The organism is Streptomyces sp. CG 926, assembly GCF_003148825.1.
Taxonomy (GTDB): Bacteria; Actinomycetota; Actinomycetes; order Streptomycetales; family Streptomycetaceae; genus Streptomyces.
This window is the reverse complement of sequence record NZ_QGGZ01000001.1, coordinates 736166-752549: the sequence shown is the minus strand read 5'-3', so window position 1 is coordinate 752549 and position 16384 is coordinate 736166. Positions and strand designations below refer to the sequence as shown.

15 protein-coding genes are annotated in these 16384 nt (G+C 73.2%); 8 read left to right on the top strand and 7 right to left on the bottom strand.

The window, feature by feature from the left end; genetic code table 11:
* Positions 1-98 precede the first annotated feature (98 nt).
* The gene (locus BCL76_RS38435) at positions 99-560 is read left to right on the top strand and encodes a hypothetical protein (protein WP_146228307.1); all 462 of its coding nucleotides are present in this window, start codon (positions 99-101) and stop codon (positions 558-560) included.
* Here the strand turns inward: BCL76_RS38435 and BCL76_RS03095 are convergent.
* The gene (locus BCL76_RS03095) at positions 473-922 is read right to left on the bottom strand and encodes a hypothetical protein (protein WP_258309259.1); all 450 of its coding nucleotides are present in this window, start codon (positions 920-922) and stop codon (positions 473-475) included. The two genes, BCL76_RS38435 and BCL76_RS03095, sit on opposite strands and share 88 nt — an antisense overlap.
* Positions 923-1098: 176 nt before the next feature.
* Here BCL76_RS03095 and BCL76_RS03090 point away from each other — a divergent pair, with 176 nt between their 5' ends.
* The 4 genes from BCL76_RS03090 (at position 1099) to rsgA (ending at position 5240) form a co-directional block, all read left to right on the top strand.
* A complete protein-coding gene (locus BCL76_RS03090) occupies positions 1099-2376 on the top strand; it encodes a sensor histidine kinase (protein WP_109777878.1) in 1278 nt (425 codons plus the stop codon).
* Positions 2364-3020, top strand: coding sequence for a response regulator transcription factor (locus BCL76_RS03085; protein WP_258309258.1), 657 nt, complete (start codon positions 2364-2366; stop codon positions 3018-3020). The genes BCL76_RS03090 and BCL76_RS03085 overlap by 13 nt, the downstream gene beginning before the upstream one ends.
* Positions 3017-3871 (top strand): hypothetical protein, encoded by an 855-nt coding sequence (locus BCL76_RS03080; RefSeq protein ID WP_109777874.1) that lies wholly within the window; start codon positions 3017-3019, stop codon positions 3869-3871. Before BCL76_RS03085 ends, BCL76_RS03080 begins: the two co-directional genes overlap by 4 nt.
* 253 nt (positions 3872-4124) lie before the next feature.
* Entirely contained in the window at positions 4125-5240 is a 1116-nt protein-coding gene (gene rsgA, locus BCL76_RS03075; protein ID WP_258309257.1) for a ribosome small subunit-dependent GTPase A, read from the top strand.
* 437 nt (positions 5241-5677) lie between these two features.
* Here the strand turns inward: rsgA and BCL76_RS03070 are convergent, their stop codons facing one another.
* Both BCL76_RS03070 and BCL76_RS03065 read right to left on the bottom strand, forming a co-directional pair.
* The gene (locus BCL76_RS03070; RefSeq protein ID WP_030766598.1) at positions 5678-6049 is read right to left on the bottom strand and encodes a PPOX class F420-dependent oxidoreductase; all 372 of its coding nucleotides are present in this window, start codon (positions 6047-6049) and stop codon (positions 5678-5680) included.
* Positions 6050-6131: 82 nt separating this feature from the next.
* The gene (locus tag BCL76_RS03065) at positions 6132-7535 is read right to left on the bottom strand and encodes a hypothetical protein (protein ID WP_109777869.1); all 1404 of its coding nucleotides are present in this window, start codon (positions 7533-7535) and stop codon (positions 6132-6134) included.
* Positions 7536-7713: 178 nt separating this feature from the next.
* Between BCL76_RS03065 and BCL76_RS38430 the strand changes: the two genes are divergently transcribed.
* Complete coding sequence (locus BCL76_RS38430; protein ID WP_146228306.1) at positions 7714-7911, top strand: hypothetical protein; 198 nt, start codon at positions 7714-7716, stop codon at positions 7909-7911.
* 5 nt (positions 7912-7916) lie between these two features.
* On the opposite strand, the gene BCL76_RS03060 is transcribed toward BCL76_RS38430, so the two are convergent.
* The 3 genes from BCL76_RS03060 to BCL76_RS03050 form a co-directional block, all read right to left on the bottom strand.
* Positions 7917-8423, bottom strand: coding sequence for an AraC family ligand binding domain-containing protein (locus BCL76_RS03060; RefSeq protein WP_109777867.1), 507 nt, complete (start codon positions 8421-8423; stop codon positions 7917-7919).
* Positions 8424-8507: 84 nt separating this feature from the next.
* Positions 8508-8990 carry a DUF456 domain-containing protein gene (locus tag BCL76_RS03055; RefSeq protein WP_109777865.1) on the bottom strand — a complete coding sequence of 161 codons (483 nt, stop codon included), beginning with the start codon at positions 8988-8990 and terminating at the stop codon, positions 8508-8510.
* Positions 8991-9014: 24 nt separating this feature from the next.
* The gene (locus tag BCL76_RS03050; protein WP_109777863.1) at positions 9015-9992 is read right to left on the bottom strand and encodes a helix-turn-helix domain-containing protein; all 978 of its coding nucleotides are present in this window, start codon (positions 9990-9992) and stop codon (positions 9015-9017) included.
* A 198-nt stretch (positions 9993-10190) separates the two neighbouring features.
* Here BCL76_RS03050 and BCL76_RS03045 point away from each other — a divergent pair, with 198 nt between their 5' ends.
* Together BCL76_RS03045 and BCL76_RS03040 are read left to right on the top strand one after the other, a co-directional pair.
* A complete protein-coding gene (locus tag BCL76_RS03045) occupies positions 10191-13961 on the top strand; it encodes a S8 family peptidase (protein WP_109777862.1) in 3771 nt (1256 codons plus the stop codon).
* Positions 13962-14063: 102 nt separating this feature from the next.
* Positions 14064-15539: a protein phosphatase 2C domain-containing protein gene (locus BCL76_RS03040; protein ID WP_109777860.1), complete on the top strand. Its 1476-nt coding sequence runs from the start codon at positions 14064-14066 to the stop codon at positions 15537-15539.
* A 179-nt stretch (positions 15540-15718) separates the two neighbouring features.
* Here the strand turns inward: BCL76_RS03040 and BCL76_RS03035 are convergent, their stop codons facing one another.
* Positions 15719-15928 carry a hypothetical protein gene (locus BCL76_RS03035; RefSeq protein ID WP_375137873.1) on the bottom strand — a complete coding sequence of 70 codons (210 nt, stop codon included), beginning with the start codon at positions 15926-15928 and terminating at the stop codon, positions 15719-15721.
* Positions 15929-16384: the final 456 nt, after the last annotated feature.

Sequence of the window (16384 nt, the reverse complement as noted above, 5' to 3'; positions counted from 1 at the left end):
GGCGCCCGTCTTGAACGAATCGGACACCGGCCGCGCCGTGTCCCGCGTTGCGCGCAGAGGTCGGGACGCCCGGCCGCCGGCGTGCGAGATGCGGCCACGTGGGCAAGTCGCGGGCGTACCCCGTCGACCGCACCACCGACCCCTTCGACGCGTACCGCCGGGCACGGGCACGGGCGCTGTGCGCGCCGCCGGCCCGGCAGGACGAGGAGATCCGCCTCGGCGCGGAGCTGCGCACGGTCCAGGACGTCCGTAGGACGGCCGCGGTGTTGCCCGGTCTGCGCCACCAGCACCCCGACGCACGGGTGGACCCCGCGACGGGGGAGTACCGCCGGTTCGAGCCGGACGTTTCGACGGCGGACGACGCCGAGCCCGCGTACGACGGCGTGCAGGTGGTGTTCAACAGCGACCGCGACCGGCGGGCGGGTGCTGGGCGGACCGGAGATCGGTGGGTGAGGTGCCGGCGAGTCCGACATCAGCGCGGGCGCCGCGCCGCCACCACCGCGCAGGCCACGGCCAGCGGCAGTTCCGCGCCGGCCGCCAGCAGCAGCGCCATCCCCTGACCGTCCGTCCCGGCCGAGGTCGCGACGTCGAACCAGGCGTCCATCACCAGCAGCGCGGCCGTCGCCGCGGCGACCGGGGACGCCCGGGGATCTCGCCTGCGCAGCAGCGTTCCGGTCCCGGTCAGCCCGGCGGCCAGCATCAGGTCCAGGCCGATCCACGCCGTGGACCAGTGGGAGACCTCGGTGGTCTGCGGCATCGTCTTCGCCAGCACCACCACCCAAGGCAGTAACACCAGCCCGGCTCCGGTGAGTACGGTGGCGGTCCGGGACGTGCGGACCGTCCGGGCGTTGCCGGTACGGGTACGGGTACGGGGCGTGCGGGCGGTGCGCCAGGCGCGGGCCTGCGGGGCGACGAAAGCCATGACGAGGGTCTCCTTCCGGCCCGGTGGTCCGTCCCCCGAGCGCACCACCAGCCTCGTCGACCGGGCCCGCCGGATCAGTAGCCCCATGATCCGGATCGGGGGTGGCGCCAGGTACACCCCCGGGCGGGTACCCGCATGATGGCAGGCCTCTGATCAGTGCGATTACCGTATGGGGCATGGCAATTCGCGGGGGCGCGCCGAGGCGTACGTACACCTGGATCACGGCGCACGCGCCCTGGTCGGCCTGGGCCTGGCGCAACACGGCCTTCACCGCGGCCGCGATCCCGGCCGCCCTGCCCGTACTCCTCGGCCTCACCGCCGCCGTCATGGCACCCGGGCCCGGCATGCTCCCACCGCTCCTGATCCTGCTGTGCGGACCGCTCCTGACCCGGCTCCAACGCAGCCGGTTCCGGACCTTGCTCGACCTCGACGTGCCCGAGGTCGAACGGGAGGGCGCCCGGTTCACCCCGCTCGCGGTGGTGCGGCGGCTGCGCTCCGAGGCGACCTGGCGGCAGTACGGCTATCACGTGCTGGTCAGCCCGCTCGCCGCCGTCGCCGGCGCGCTGGTGGTGCTCGCCTGGGCCTTCGGCGTCGCCGCCGCCGGCGTCTACGGCTGGTTCTGGATCCTGCCCGCCGACAACCGAACCCCCGGCTGGACCGAGCGGTACGACGCCATCACCGTCGGCGGCGTCCTGCTGATGCTCGCCGCACCCTGGCTCGCCGCCCTCGTCGCCCGGCTGGACTCCGTTGCCGCCGCCTCGCTCCTCGGCCCCAACCGGGCCCGCGAACTGGAGCGACGGGTCGAGGACCTCGCGGAGAGCCGGGCCGGGGTGCTGGACGCCGCCGACCTCGAACGCCGCCGGATCGAACGGGACCTGCACGACGGAGCCCAGCAACGGTTGGTCGCCCTCGCCATGAACCTCGGCATCGCCCGCGCGACCCTCACCGACCTGCCGGCCGAGGCCAAGGCCGTCATCGACGAGGCGCACCGCGAGGCGAAGGAAGCCATCGAGGAGCTGAACAACCTGGTACGGGGCCTGCACCCGGCCGTACTGGAGGACCGCGGCCTCGATGCGGCGCTCTCCGGGATCGCCGCCCGGGCCCCGTTCCCCGTCGAGCTGACCGTGGACATCGGGCAGCGGCCGGGGGCCACCGTGGAGGCCGTCGCCTACTTCGTGGTCTCCGAGACGCTGGCCAACGTCGCCAAGCACGCCCGGGCGGACGGCTGTCGGGTGCACGTCGTGCGCGCTCCGGCCCGCGGCGGCTCCGCCCGCGGCGGCGACCTGCTGCGGATCACCGTCACCGACGACGGGGTGGGCGGAGCCGACCCTGCCCGCGGTACCGGCCTGGTGGGCCTGCGCAAACGCGTAGGGTCCGTCGACGGAACCATCATGATCGATAGCCCCCTCGGGGGTCCGACCGTCATCAACGTGGAGCTGCCGTGCGGGCTGTGATCGCCGAGGACTCCGTCCTGCTGCGCATAGGACTCGTCAAAGTCCTCGAAATGGCCGGATTCGAGGTGGTCGCCGAGACCGGCGACGCCGAGGGTCTGCTCGCCGCGGTCGAGGAACACCGGCCCGAACTGGCCCTGGTGGACGTGCGGATGCCGCCCGGCTTCACCGACGAGGGCGTCCGGGCCGCCCTGATGATCCGCCAGGAGCACCCCGGCACGGCCGTGCTGCTGCTCTCGCAGTTCGTGGAGGAGCGCTACGCCGCCGATCTGCTGGCGACCCAGACCCGCGCCGGGATCGGCTATCTGCTCAAGCAACGGGTCGCCGACGTGGAGGAGTTCATCGACGCCCTGCGCCGGGTGGCCGCGGGCGGCACCGCGCTGGACCCGCAGGTCGTCGCCCAGCTCCTGCTGCGCCGAGGCGGCGGCCCGGACCCCCTGGCCCGGCTCACCCCGCGCGAGCGCGAGGTGCTGGCGCTGATGGCCGAGGGCCGCTCCAACGCCGGGATCGCCGCCGAACTCGTCGTGAGCGAGAGCGCGGTGGCCAAACACATCAACAGCATCTTCACCAAGCTCGACCTGCCGCCGGCCGACGGAGCCCACCGCCGGGTCCTCGCGGTCCTGCGTTTCCTGGACGGCACGTCGTGACCCCGACCGACGGGCCCCGCCGCGCGCACCGCCTGGCCTGGATCACCGCCGCCCTGCTCGGCGCGGTGCTCGTGGTGGTGCCCGCCACCTGGCAGGTCTGGTCCTGGGGGAACACCCGCAGCGACACCCTGAGCGGTGGCAGCGACGGCCGCCCGGTGGCCGCGGTGGAGATCGTGGGCGCGGACGCGGACATCACCGTCACCCCGCGCGCGGACCGGCAGGTCGGCTATCGGGCCACGGTCAGCTGGTCCCTCAGGACGCCCACCATCGAACAGAGCCGGCTCGGCGACACCCTGAGGCTGACCCCGCACTGCCCCGGCGAGCCCTTCTGGCCGGGCGCCGGCGTGGGCTGTTCGATCCAGCTGGCGGTGACCGTACCCGTGGACGTCCCCGTGAAGGTGACGACCCGCTCCGGCCGGATCGCGCTCAGCGGACTGGGCGGCACCGTCGACACGGAGGTCGACTCCGGCCAGGTCGAGATCGTCGGGCTGCGCGGCGCCCTGCGCGCGAAGGTCGGCTCGGGCCGTCTGCACGCCACCGGACTCGCCTCGGACCGGGCCGAGATCCGGGTCGGCTCGGGCCGGGCCGTCGCCACCTTCGTCACCCCGCCCGACGACGTCACCGCTCGCGTCGGCTCCGGGCGCCTGGCCCTCACCGTGCCCGCGGCCACCCGTTTCAAGGTCCGCTGCGTGGCCGGAGCCGGCCGCTGCGACGTGCCGGACGCCCTGCGCGACGCCGCGTCCCCGCGCAGCCTGGACATCGAGGCGGGCGTCGGCCGCGCCCAGGCTGCGTACCCCGACGGCCCGTGGGCGGCCGCCGGCGCGGGCGACGTCGAAACCCCACAGAGATAGGCCCGAAAAAAGAAGTGGCTCCGGCGGGAGCGGTCTTGTTACGGTGGATCAGTTCCCGCCGACCGGTGCGGAACGATCAGCATGTGCATGGACCCGGAGGTGAGTTCGTTGATGACTGTCATCGCGCAGGGCGTTGCCCGCACTCAGAAGACCATCAATGTCACTTCTGTGGTCCCCGGCTGACCTCACACCTCTTCGCGCGCCGCCACCGAGCGAGCGCACGCGGCCGGGGCCACCCTGTGAAGGGTTTCCCTTGTCTTTCTCCGCTCTCCCGTCCCTCACCCACACCTCGCTCCCGCACGCCCTCGCCGCCCTCGGCTGGGACGACGCGTGGGAGGCCGAGTTCGCCCCGTACGCCGAGCAGGGCCTCCTGGCCGGCCGTGTCGTACGCGTCGACCGCGGCCAGTGCGACGTCATGACCGCGGACGGCATCGTCCGCGCCGACACCGCCTTCGTCACCCCGCACGACCCGCTCCGGGTCATCTGCACCGGGGACTGGGCCGCCGTCGAGGCGACCGGCAACCCCCGCTACGTGAAGGCGTACCTGCCGCGCCGGACCGCCTTCGTACGGTCCACCTCCTCGCAGCGGTCCGAGGGGCAGATCCTCGCCGCCAACGTCGACCACGCCATCATCGCGGTCTCCCTCGCCGTCGAGCTGGACCTCGGGCGCATCGAGCGCTTCCTGGCCCTGGCCTGGGAGTCCGGGGCGCAGCCGTTGGTCGTCCTCACCAAGGCCGACCTGGTCCCGGACGTGGCGACCCTCGGCCACCTGGTCCAGGACGTGGAGGCCACCGCTCCGGGCGTCCAGGTGCTGACCGTCTCCTCCGTCACCGGGGAGGGTACGGACGTGCTGGCCGCGATCGTCGGCGACGGCACCAGCGTGCTGCTGGGCGTTTCGGGTGCCGGCAAGTCCACCTTGGCCAACGCGCTGCTCGGCGCCGAGGTCATGGAGGTGCAGGCGGCCCGCGAGGTCGACGGCAAGGGCCGGCACACCACCACCACCCGCAACCTGCTCGCCCTGCCGGGCGGCGGAGTCCTGATCGACACCCCCGGACTGCGCGGCGTCGGGCTGTGGGACGCCGAGGCCGGCGTCGGCCAGGTCTTCTCGGAGATCGAGGAGTACGCCGCGAACTGCCGCTTCCACGACTGCGCGCACGAGGCGGAGCCGGGGTGCGCGGTGCTGGCCGCGCTGGACTCCGGTGAGCTCACGGACCGCCGTCTGGAGAGCTACCGCAAGCTCCTGCGGGAGAACCAGCGGATCGTCGCCAAGACGGACGCCCGGCTGCGGTCGGAGATCCGCCGTGACTGGCGCCTGAAGTCGGCGGAGGGCCGGGCCAACTACGCCGCGAAGCGGAGCGGCCGGGTCTGAGTACGGCCGGGGGCGGGGTGCCGCGAGCCGGGACCCCGACCCCGCCGAGGAATTCCCTCAGGGGGACTGCCGACAGGCCCGTCGGGTGCTGCGGGTGATCCGCCGGAGCGGCGACAGGGCGTACCCGGCCGTCATGTATCCCGCGGCGAGTGACAGGGGGACCAAGCGCGGCCAGGACCAGCGCGGTGGCCTGCACCAGCGAGTCCTGGGACCGTTCCCGCAAGGCGGCCGGACAGGGCGCCGGCCCGCTGTCCCGCGTGCCCGGACAGTCGGCGGGCACCAGGACCGTCGCGGATTCCGAAGGGACCTTCATGACCGGATCGCTCGAGCTCTCACCCCCCACTGTCGCCCTTCCACCCTTGAGCGGAGCGTGAGCACCGGTCACCGTGCGGGGGTACGCGGCCGCCGGCGCACCGCGGAGCGTCCGCCGGAGGCGGTCAGAGCCCCCACGCGTGGACGCGTTCCGGGTGGATCCGGATCACCTCCGGGCCGAAATGGGCGCCCAGCTCGTGCGGGCCGGTCTCCAGCGTGGCCCGGCCCCGGATCTCGATGCCACGCACCCGCCACGGTCGGGTGCTCACCAGGTCGTCCACGACCAGGGACAGCCGCGGGTTCCCGTGCAGGTTGCGCCACTTCTTCGTCGTGCCCATCGCCATCCCGCCGACCAGGATCGTGCCGTCCTCCTGCGGGAAGAAGCCCACCGGGTTCGCCTGCGGCTGCCCGGCGGCGTCCACCGTGGCCAACCGGCCCAGGTGCTGGGAACGCAGATATGCCAGCTCGGCCTCGCTGAAACCCTTGAAATCCGTCATACCACCCAGCCTCGCAGCCGCTGCCGGCCCCCGCATCGGGCTGCGGACCTAGGTCATGGTGCGGTCGGCCGCGGTGGGGTGCTCACGTCGGGCGGTGGGCCTGAGCCTCCTTCAGGAGTTCCGTGTACGGCATCTGAGCCATCGAGCCGCGCACGAACGCGAGCCCGTACCGGTCGACGGCCCGCCTCTGTTCCTTGGGGTCGATGAGGTTGAAGGGCTTCCGATCGTCCGGACTCGCCACGTCCACGTAGACGACAGGCCGGCGGCGGTACAACCACCAGACCGTCACGCGCTCCTTGCCCCGGGTCAGATTCAGGAGCTCACTGCTCTGGGAAATCGCCGACTGATACCTGAAGTACTCCTTGTCGACCGGCGGGGGCCCCGGAGGGTCGTCGTCCTTTCCTTCCCTCTTGAGCTTTCCGCGCCACTCCCCGGAATCCTTGTAGGCGGCGTCTATGGTCATCCGGTCCTGCCGGAACGCGTAGGCCTCGACCTGGGCGGTGACCGCTTCGTAGGCGGACTTTCCGGGGTCATCGATCTCGACGACCACGTCTTCCGAGATCTCCTCCTGAGGACTCAGCTCCCGCCCCGGTGGCTTGACCAGCTCGCCGGGTTTGAGCAACTTGTACCTGTCTTTCGGGTCGCTCACGAGCTTGAGTTGGATCCAGTAGATGCTGCCGAGAATATGGACCGGAACCTGGCCGGAGTTCTTGAGGTGCAGGCGGACGCGCAGGTACATCTTCGTCCCTTCCCTGTTCAGGCTCGGCATTCCGATTTCGGACGAACCCTGCACCAGCGGACGCGACATGGAAGGAAGGTAGACCTGTGTGTACGCCAGGTTGGTGATGACCAGGAGGGTGGAGACGATCGCCCCGACCGCTATGCGCCCCGGATAGCGGAGCACCTTCCACACCCGGCGGCGGCAGAGCACCCACAAGGACCATGCGGCGCAGATCACCATGCCGATCCAGAGCAGCAGGCACAGCGCGACCGACGGTCTGTCCCGGTTGGCGACGTACATCAGGAGCAGCACCGAACCGACGAAGAGTTCGACCAGGGCTCCGAAGAGCAGGGCCGGACCCGAATACGCCTTCTTGTGGCTGCGCCAGAAGTCGAAACCCGCAACGACGGCGATCAGTTCCACCACGGCCATGAAGAGGAAGAGGAATCCGGTCACGCGACCGGCGAACGTGAGGGCGTCGAGGGCGTCGTTCATGCCGATCCAGGTGCACATGGCCGCAGTCGCCAGGAAGCCGAGCGCCATGACGGTGCCGGTCATGCGACGCCCCCAGCTGTGCGCCGGCCACACGGTCCGGTTTCCGCCGTGCCATTCGATGTCGGCATCAGCTGCCACGTGGGCACGCTCCAGGACCTTTTGCAGTTCGTGTCGGCTCCACACCTTGCCTGCGGGCTTGCCGTCGATCACGACCTTCCGCAAGCCGTTGTCATCCGGTGGTTCCACGACCACGACGGGCTTGGTCTCCATGGAATCAGCCTGCTCCCGCACCGGGGCGAACGCCCCTGGTGTGCGACGTCGCGGCGCGCCTCCTGTGCAATGGCGGGGGTGCGGGCATCACCCGAATGGAGCAACAGGGTGCGCGCCTGGACGCGGCGCGGGGCGAGGCTGGTGGCGACCGTGCCGCTCGCTCCTGTTGGAGGCCCTGATGCGTACACGACTTCTCGGGTTCATTGCCGCCGTGATATTGGCCGGGCTCGGCGCCGCGGCTCCCGTCGTTCAAGCCGCCGTGCCCGCCATCGACGGGCAGAGGTGCATGGACGGCGGCGGATCGGTGGAGTACGAATCGGCCAAGGGCTCGTGGATCTGCGTCGACGGCAGTTACAACGGCAAACCGATCGACTGAACGGACTAACGGGCCGCCGGGTTCCCGTCGTCGCCGAGCAGGGCGCCGCACCGGGTGCAGTACCGGGCGTCGCGTTCGGCGGCCAGGCGTCCGCACGCGTCGCAGACGAGGTGGAGGAGGCAGGCCGGTTCACCGGCGTCCGACCCGAGCCGCGGGGCGATGTCCAGGGGCGGGCGGCGGCGGTGGGCCTGCGTGTACGTCAGGCCGTCGTCACCCGCCCGGACGGAGTGCGGGGTGCCGGTCGGCAGCCAGGCCGCGGAGCCGGGGGCGAGCGCCACCGCGCGGCCGGGCGTGCGGACCTCGCCCGAACCCGCGACCACCACGAGCAGCAGGCCCACGGTCGTCCCGCCGCCCTCGCCGGTGACGGCCCCCGCGCCCAGCCGGACCACCTTCGCATCCAGGTCACGGCCCGGGTCCCCCAGCGTCCACACGACCGCGACGCGTGCGTCCTCGACCGGGTCGGCGGACGGCGGGGCGAAGAAGACCGGCTCGACGGGAACGGGCTTGTCCATGACGGCTCCACGACCGATCGACTCAGGGGCTGAGAGCGTAGCCCCCGATCGACGCGAGAGCCTCTGTCGGCCTTGCGGCCGCGGCTACTGCGCCACCACCGCTCCCACCCACGCCCCCACCACCATCAGGCACGCGAACAGCTCCACCAGCACGCTCGTCCCCACCGCCCGCATCACCGCCCGCACCGACGCCCAGGCCTCGCCGTGGGTGCCCAGGCGGAGCCGCTCGCACAGGTAGATGCCGCCCACGAAGCCCGGTACCGCCCCCACCACCGGAACCAGGACGAAGCCCAGGACCGCCCCGACCCCCGCGAACACCGCCATCCGGGGGGTGACGCCCACCCCCCGCACCTTCCGGGGCGGCAGCAGCCACTTCACCACCTGGACCACCAGCAGCAGGGCCGTCGCCGCGACCAGCAGCGACCAGGCGAGCGACGAGCGCACGTGCAACGCCCACCACATCAGCCCCGCCCACACCAGCCAGGTGCCCGGCACACCCGGGATCAGTACTCCGACCACCCCGAGCAGCAGCACCAGCCCCACCAGCAGCAGCTGAGGCAGATCCATGCGCTCAGCCTGACCGACCTGGGGCTATCGGGCCACCCAGCCCCGCTCGTACGCGTGCCAGCCCAGCTGCAGCCGGGTCGTCACCCCGGACAGTTCCATCAGGCCCTTGACCCGTCGCTGCACCGTCCGCAGCCCCAGCTCCAGGTGCTTGGCCACGCTCGCGTCCGTCATGCCCGCCAGGAGCAGCGAGAGGATCTCCAGGTCCGTGGCGTCGGGGCTGCCGCCGGCCTCCTCCGCCGAACCGGCCGCCCCCAGCCTCAGCGGCAGCGACTCCCGCCACACCGCCTCGAACAGGCCGGTCAGGGACTCCAGCAGCCCCGAGGCGTGCACCACCAGTGCCGCCGGCTCCGCCCCGCGGGCCGTCAGCGGGACCAGGGCCAGCGTCCGGTCCGCGATCACCAGTTTCGTCGGGACCCGCTCCGTCACCCGGACCTGCTCGCCGCGCGCCAGCGCCGTCGACGCCTCCCGGATCCCGCGCGGCAGGGTCAGCACCTCCCGCTCGATGACCACCCGGTAGTCGACCCCGCGCACGCAGGCCCGGTCCTCCGCGTCGTTGTCGGTCCCCGTCACCACCTGCGGCCGGCCGGTGACCAGCGCGCAGACCTCCTTCTCCGCGCCCAGCTGGATCTGGTGGAAGCGGTGCGCCACCGCGCTCGCGCCCTGCACCACCTCCACGAGGTCGTGCACCGCCGGCTCCGTCGCCTCCGCCCGGTACTCCTCGGCCAGCAGCGCCGCCGCCAGCTCCGCCTGCTCCAGTTCGTGCCGCTGCTGGGTCAGCAGGGCCCCGAGGGCGACGCCGGGCGGTGCGGCCACCCAGCGCCCGGGCCGGGCCGAGGACTGCGCCGCCAGACCCTGCCGCTCCAGGTGGCGCAGGGCCCGCTCGGTGTGCGGCACCGGCAGCGTCAGCCGGTGCGCGAGGTCGGGTACCTCCGCGGCACCCAGCGCGACCAACGCGCGGTACGCCGACTCCTGGCCCTCGTCCAGGCCTATGGCACCCAGCAACCCGTCCACCCACCTTTCGACACGCGCCTGGCGGGAAGCGGCCACGGCGCAAACCCGCCGCGGCCATCATCGCCGCACCTGCCGCCACTCTGCCAAGGTGACGCCACCGCAGCACCAACAACCGCCGGCCAGAAGCCATTTACGCGGCGCTTTCGCCGTGCAACGCAGCAGTTGGCCGGAATTCACCTGGGGAGAGCGATGCGTCCGATATCGCGTACGGCACTCGGGGCGGCCGCAGCGGCCGTCCTGGCCGTCACCGCCGTCGCCCCGACGGCGGCGCAGCCGGCCGACGGAGCGCCCGGAGCGGGGCACAGACCGCTCGTCGGAAGTGAGGCTGCCGGGCAGCAGCCCACCGCCCCGGTCACGGTGACCCTGGTCACCGGCGACCGGATCCTGGTGTCCACCGACGCGGCCGGCCGCACCGCCGCCACCGCGATGCCCCGCGCCGACGGCGCGCAGCCACTCGTACAGACCCGGCAGTCGGGCAAGGACCTGTACGTCTACCCCGAGGGCGCGGTGGGAGCCCTCGCCGCCGGCAAGGTCGACCCCGAGCTCTTCAACGTCACCGGCCTCGTCCGGCAGGGCTACGACGACGCGCACACCGGGAAGCTCCCGCTCATCGCGGTCTACGACGGCTCCGTGAACGTCGCGCGCAACGCCCCGCCCGCGCCCCGCGGCGCCGAGCGCTCCCTCGTCCTCGGCTCCATCGGCGCCGTCGCCCTCGCCGCCGACAAGGAGCAGGCCGCCGCCTTCTGGTCCGACGTCACCGGTACGGACGCCCGCTCACGCTCCGTCTCGGGCGGACTGAAGAAGCTGTGGCTGGACGGCAAGGTCCGGGCGAACCTGGAGCGTTCCACCCGCCAGGTCGCCGCCACCGCCGCCTGGGCCGCCGGGTACGACGGCAAGGGCACCAAGGTCGCCGTCCTCGACACCGGCACCGATCCGGACCACCCCGACCTCCGGGGCCGGGTCGCCGCCTCGAAGAACTTCACCGACTCCGACACCGACGCGGACCGGCAGGGCCACGGCACCCACACCATCTCCACCGTCGGCGGCTCCGGCGCCGAGAGCGGCGGCGCCAAGAAGGGCGTGGCCCCCGGCGCCGAACTGCTCAGCGGCAAGGTCCTGAACGACGGAGGCTACGGCCTCGATTCGTGGATCATCGCGGGCATGGAATGGGCCGTGGAGTCCAAGGCCGACGTGGTCTCCATGAGCCTCGGCGACCCCTCGCAGACCGCCTGCGACGACCCGCTGGCCGCCGCCGCCGAACGGCTCTCCCAGCAGGGCCCGCTGTTCGTCGTCGCCGCCGGCAACTCCGGCCCCGGCAACAACACGGTCTCCTCGCCCGGTTGCGCGCCCTCCGTCCTGACCGTGGGCGCCGTCGACCGCGACGACACGACGGCCCCGTTCTCCAGCCGGGGCCCGGCCGGACTCCAGCACACCCTCAAGCCCGAGATCGCCGCCCCCGGCGTCGGGATCTCCGCCGCCGCCGCGGGCGGCCGCGGGGTGTACGCCTACCGGTCCATGTCCGGCACCTCGATGGCCACCCCGCACGTCGCGGGCGCCGCCGCCGTCGTCAAGCAGCGCCACCCCGACTGGAGCGGGCAGCAGATCAAGGCCGCCCTCGTCGGTTCCGCCGACACCAGGGTCCCCGGCGACGTACGGGAGACCGGCGGCGGCCGCCTCGACGTGAAGGCCGCGATCGACACCACCGTGACCGGTGCCCCCGCCGTCCAGGGCGGCGCGTACAACTGGCCGCAGGACCGCAGCGACCGCACCACCGTCGAGGTCCCGTACACCAACACGGGCAAGAGCCCCGTCACCCTGAACCTGGCCGTCGAGAAGGTCACCGGCAACGACGGCTCGCCCGTCCGAGGGCAGGTGGCCCGCCTGGAGCGGCGTACCGTCACGGTCCCGGCCGGCGCCACCACCCGGGTGCCGCTCGCCCTCGACCCGACGGCGAAGCTGGAGCGTTCCCAGTACGGGGACGTCACCGGCCGCGTCGTCGCCACCGCCAACGGCGTGCGCGTCTCCACCCCCTTCTCGCTCTACGTCGAGCCCGAGACGGTGACCCTGCGCGTCAAGCTCGTCGACCGCGCGGGCAAGCCGGCCGCCGGTCCCTCCTCGCTGGACGTGATCGGCACCGACGACGCCACCGGCGAGCGCCGCTTCAACGAGGGCGCCGCCGACCAGGTCTACCGGGTGCGCCCCGGCGCGTACTTCCTCTCCGCCTTCGTCGCTACCCCCGACGCCGGCGAGGGCGCCGAACTGATCGACTCCCTCACCTATCTCGGCCGCCCCCAGGTCGAGTTGAGGAAGGACACCACCGTCGTCCTGGACGCCCGTAAGGCCGGGCGTCTGGACATCGCCGCCGACAAGCCGGTCGAAGCCCGCAACACCACCCTCGGATTCGCCCGAAGCTGGGACGACGTCTGGCTGCACGCGGGCACCGCCATGGGCGGCCGCACCATCCGCGGTTTCTACGCCTCTGTCGAAGGACGCGCGAAGGACGGCGACTTCGAGTTCGCCTCGTACTGGCGGGCCGCCGCGCCGCTCGTCTCCGAGCTGAAGGTCGTCGGCGGCCCGGTCCTGCACCCGATCACCGCCTCCACCGGCAGCGACAACCTCGACGGAGTCGGCGCCGCGCCGCTGGTCGACGCCGGTTCCGGCACCCCCGAGGAACTCGCCGCGGCGGGCGCGAAGGACGCGGTCGTCCTGGTGAAGGCGGTCGACGGCGCCCTGTACGAGGTCGCGCGGAACGCGCGGGCCGCCGGCGCCAGGGCGGTCCTCGCCCACCGTGACGCCCCCGGCCGCTGGACCGGGTTCACCGGCTACACCGGCGGCGCCTTGCCCGCGCTGACCATCGAGGCGGCCGAGGCGAAGGCTCTGTCGGCCCGGCTCGCGACCGGCAAGGTCGACCTGTCCTGGAAGGCCGAGGCGAACAGTCCGTACGTCTACTCCCTCGCCCACCCCGAGAAGGGAGAGGTCAAGGGCGGCCACACCTACCGGGTGCGCGACCGCGACCTCGGCCGGACCGAATCCACCTACAACTCCATGGGCGTGGCGGCCGACTTCATCGACATGGCAGGCGCCTACCGGCCGATCGGCACCGCCGTGTACTTCGGCGGCATCGAGACCGTCGCGGCACCGGGCACGCGCACCGAGTACCACTCCGCCGGGGACACGGCCTGGGACCAGCTGCTCTCCAGCAGCTTCCCCTGGGGCGAGTTCATGGTCGGCGAGCAGCGTACCTACACCCAGGGACAGCGGACCACGGCCACCTGGTACGACGGGGTCACCGGCCCGGTGGCGCCGCGCGACCTCGCGGGCCGGGAGACCCTGGCCGCCGAGCGGCAGGGCAACCTGATCGGCTTCGCCCCCGCCATGTGGGGCGACAGCGCCCACGCCGCCCAGCCGGGCTCCTTCGGTGACATCGGCTCTCTGGAACTCAAGCGGGGCGGCGAGGTCGTCGGCGAGAGCTGGTACCCCTTCGGGGTCTTCGAGGTGCCCGCCGAGGAGGGCCGCTACGAACTGACCCAGTCCATCGAGAAGATCGGCGCGCCCGCCCGGGTCTGGCAGCGCTCCACGGCGGTGCGGACCACTTGGGGCTTCACCTCGAAGCTCGACGCGTCGGCGTACTCGCAGGGGCTCGGGATCCTCTTCCCCCGGTACACGGCCCCGCTGGACGGGACGAAGACGGTAGCGGCGGCGGACGGCCTGCGCATCGGGCTCGGCGTCACCGGCCACGTGGGCTACACGCCCGGTGCGCTGAAGTCGGCGAAGCTGTCGTACTCCTACGACGGCGAGCACTGGACCGAGGCGAAGGTGGGCGAGCACGCCGGCCGGTGGGACGCGGTCGTCGACCACGCCGGAGCCTCCGGCAAGCCGGTGTCGCTGAAGGTCGAACTGACCGACGCGAAGGGCGCCACGGTCACCCAGACGGTCGTGCGCGCGTACGACGTGCGCTGATCCGTACGACTGACAGGGGAGGGGTCCACCGGACGACGGTCCGGTGGACCCTTTTCCCGCATTCGGCGTTTTCCGCCCCCATGGGGGGCCGAGAATGAAGCCATGAGTCAGCAGGGCGCGGACGACTGGTGGCAGAAGCTCTACGAGGGCCCGGACGCGGGAGCGGAACCCGACCCGGGGGACACCCTGGACAACCGGTTCCGCTCGGCGGCGGGCGTGACGACGGACCCGGCGGCGGCCCCGGCACCGCCCGCGGCGCCGGCCCCGGCTGCGGCGCCGAGCACGGCCCCGGGCCCGACCAGGGCGCCTGCCACGGGCCTGGCACCGGCACCGGACCTCGCACCGGACCCGGGCCCGCCGGAACCTCCGCGCGCCCCGGAGCCGCTGCTGCCCGGACCCCGGCAGGGGGAGCCGGTGGCGACCCCGACCCTGCCCAGCCTCCCGCCGCCGCGCGATCCCCGGGCGGGCGACGCCACCGGGTACGCGCTCGGGGGCGTGGCCGTACCACCGGTGCGCGGGCCCGAGCTGCCGGTGCGGCACCCCGAGGCGCCGAGCCCGGAGGCCTGGTTCGATCCGGCACCGCAGCCCGCGTCCGTCGCCGAGCCCGAGCAGGGGCCCGAGCGGGGGCCGGAGCGGGGGGCCGAGCCCGAGGCCGGGCCCGAGCAGCGGCCCGAGCCTGTGGCGGCCCGCCCGGGGGCCGTCCGGCCCGCGGTTTCCCACCTGGGCGATCGCGCCCCCACCTACGCCCCCGAACCGGGAGCCCTCCCGCCCGCCGACCCGGCCGCCCTCGACGGGCTGACCCCGGACACCGTCCTGGAGGGGGCCCGCTACGGCACCTACACCCTGCGCGCCGCCTCCCTGCGCGGGGACTCCGCCCGCTACCGCGGCGAGGCCCGCCGCGACTTCCTGCTCACCGCCCGCTTCGGCAGCGGCGACGACGCGCTGATCCTGGTGGCCCTCGCGGGCGGGGACCGGGCCGCCCCCGGCGCAGCCGAGGCCGCCGCCGAACTGTGCCGCACGGTCGCGTCCGCCGTCGGGCGCAGCCAGGACAGGCTGGCCGAGGACATCCGCGGCGGGCACCGCGACGCCCTACGGTCGGGACTCCAGCGCCTCACCGACCGCGGCTACGGACGGCTGCGGGCGAGCGCCGCCGAGCGCGGGCTCGCGGAGTCGGCGTACACCGCCGGCCTGCGCGGGCTGCTGCTCCCGGTGGACCCCCGGTGCCGCACCCGGGTGTGCTTCGGCGCCGGCGCGGGCGGACTGTTCCGGCTCCGCTCCGGGCAGTGGCAGGACCTGGAACCCGCCGGGTCGGCCGAGGACAAGGAGAGCCCCGACGGCACCGAGGGCGGTTTCCGCTTCCGCTTCCGTGCCGCCGTGGCCCGGCCGGGGGACACCCTCCTGCTGTGCTCCGGGGGCCTGGCGGAGCCCATGCGTGAGGAGGCCGCCCTGCCGGCGGAGCTCGCCGCGCGCTGGGCCGATCCGGAGCCGCCGGGGCTCGCGGCCTTCCTCGCGGACACCCAGCTCCGCCTCAAGGGCTACGCCGACGACCGCACGGCCGCCGCGATCTGGGAGGCGTGAGCGGCGCGCCCCTGGCCGGCGGGAAGGCACGCGCGGCGGCTCGTCGACAAGCTCGCCGCTTGCGGCCCGGATCCACCACCGTGATCCTTGGGGGTGTACGTGCCCGGTGCCACCGGGTTGCGCAGCATGCCCGCGCCAGTGCGCCCCGCGGCGCGTGGCCGCGGGGCGCACTGTGGGATTCAGTCGACATACTCCCCGTTGCGCGTGCCACCGATACAGATGTTGCCCGCCCCGATCTTTCCGCCTCCGTCGATGCACTCACCAGGGGTGGGGTTCTCGGTGACGGTGACGGTGGGGGTGGCAGGGGCGGCGGACGCGGTGGCGGCACCTGTGAGGCCGAGTCCGGCGAGGGCTGCCGTCGCCATGACGGCGGGCAGAATTCGTCGCATGCGCATGTGGTTTCCCTTTCACGATTAACTCGGTTGGGGCACTACTCAGCTTGATCTTCACCCATGTGGGTGGCGCGTTGGATTACTCCATTCGGGTGACCACCGGGCCCCGCCGGTGCGGGTGCGGGGGAAGCGGACACCGGCATGGGCAATGTGCGGGCGGCGCGCTATCTTTCCCGAACGGCGAAGGGCGCACAGCCGGCCGGCCGCAAGCGTCAAGGGGTGTCGACGTCGAGTGACGGTGTTCCTCGATGCCGGTGGGAAATTTCCTCACCCTGGTGCAGTACGCCACGCCCGTCAAAGTGATCCTCTCCGACAACTCACCGTTCGGAACGGTCGAGTTGGAGACGTCGGTTTCCGGCCTGCCCTCCTACGGGACGACGAACGAGAACGTGAACGTCGCCGCCATCGCGCCCGGCCGGTTCGCACGGGGTCCGCGTGGAGCGGTCCCAGCAG

Coding starts and splice junctions, on each gene's coding strand:
- BCL76_RS03095 (WP_258309259.1), bottom strand. CDS start 922: ATGGCTTTCGTCGCCCCGCAGGCCCGCGCCTGGCGCACCGCCCGCACG.
- BCL76_RS03090 (WP_109777878.1), top strand. CDS start 1,099: ATGGCAATTCGCGGGGGCGCGCCGAGGCGTACGTACACCTGGATCACG.
- BCL76_RS03070 (WP_030766598.1), bottom strand. CDS start 6,049: ATGACGGATTTCAAGGGTTTCAGCGAGGCCGAGCTGGCATATCTGCGT.
- BCL76_RS03065 (WP_109777869.1), bottom strand. CDS start 7,535: ATGGAGACCAAGCCCGTCGTGGTCGTGGAACCACCGGATGACAACGGC.
- BCL76_RS38430 (WP_146228306.1), top strand. CDS start 7,714: ATGCGTACACGACTTCTCGGGTTCATTGCCGCCGTGATATTGGCCGGG.
- BCL76_RS03060 (WP_109777867.1), bottom strand. CDS start 8,423: ATGGACAAGCCCGTTCCCGTCGAGCCGGTCTTCTTCGCCCCGCCGTCC.
- BCL76_RS03055 (WP_109777865.1), bottom strand. CDS start 8,990: ATGGATCTGCCTCAGCTGCTGCTGGTGGGGCTGGTGCTGCTGCTCGGG.
- BCL76_RS03045 (WP_109777862.1), top strand. CDS start 10,191: ATGCGTCCGATATCGCGTACGGCACTCGGGGCGGCCGCAGCGGCCGTC.
- BCL76_RS03040 (WP_109777860.1), top strand. CDS start 14,064: ATGAGTCAGCAGGGCGCGGACGACTGGTGGCAGAAGCTCTACGAGGGC.
- BCL76_RS03035 (WP_375137873.1), bottom strand. CDS start 15,928: ATGCGACGAATTCTGCCCGCCGTCATGGCGACGGCAGCCCTCGCCGGA.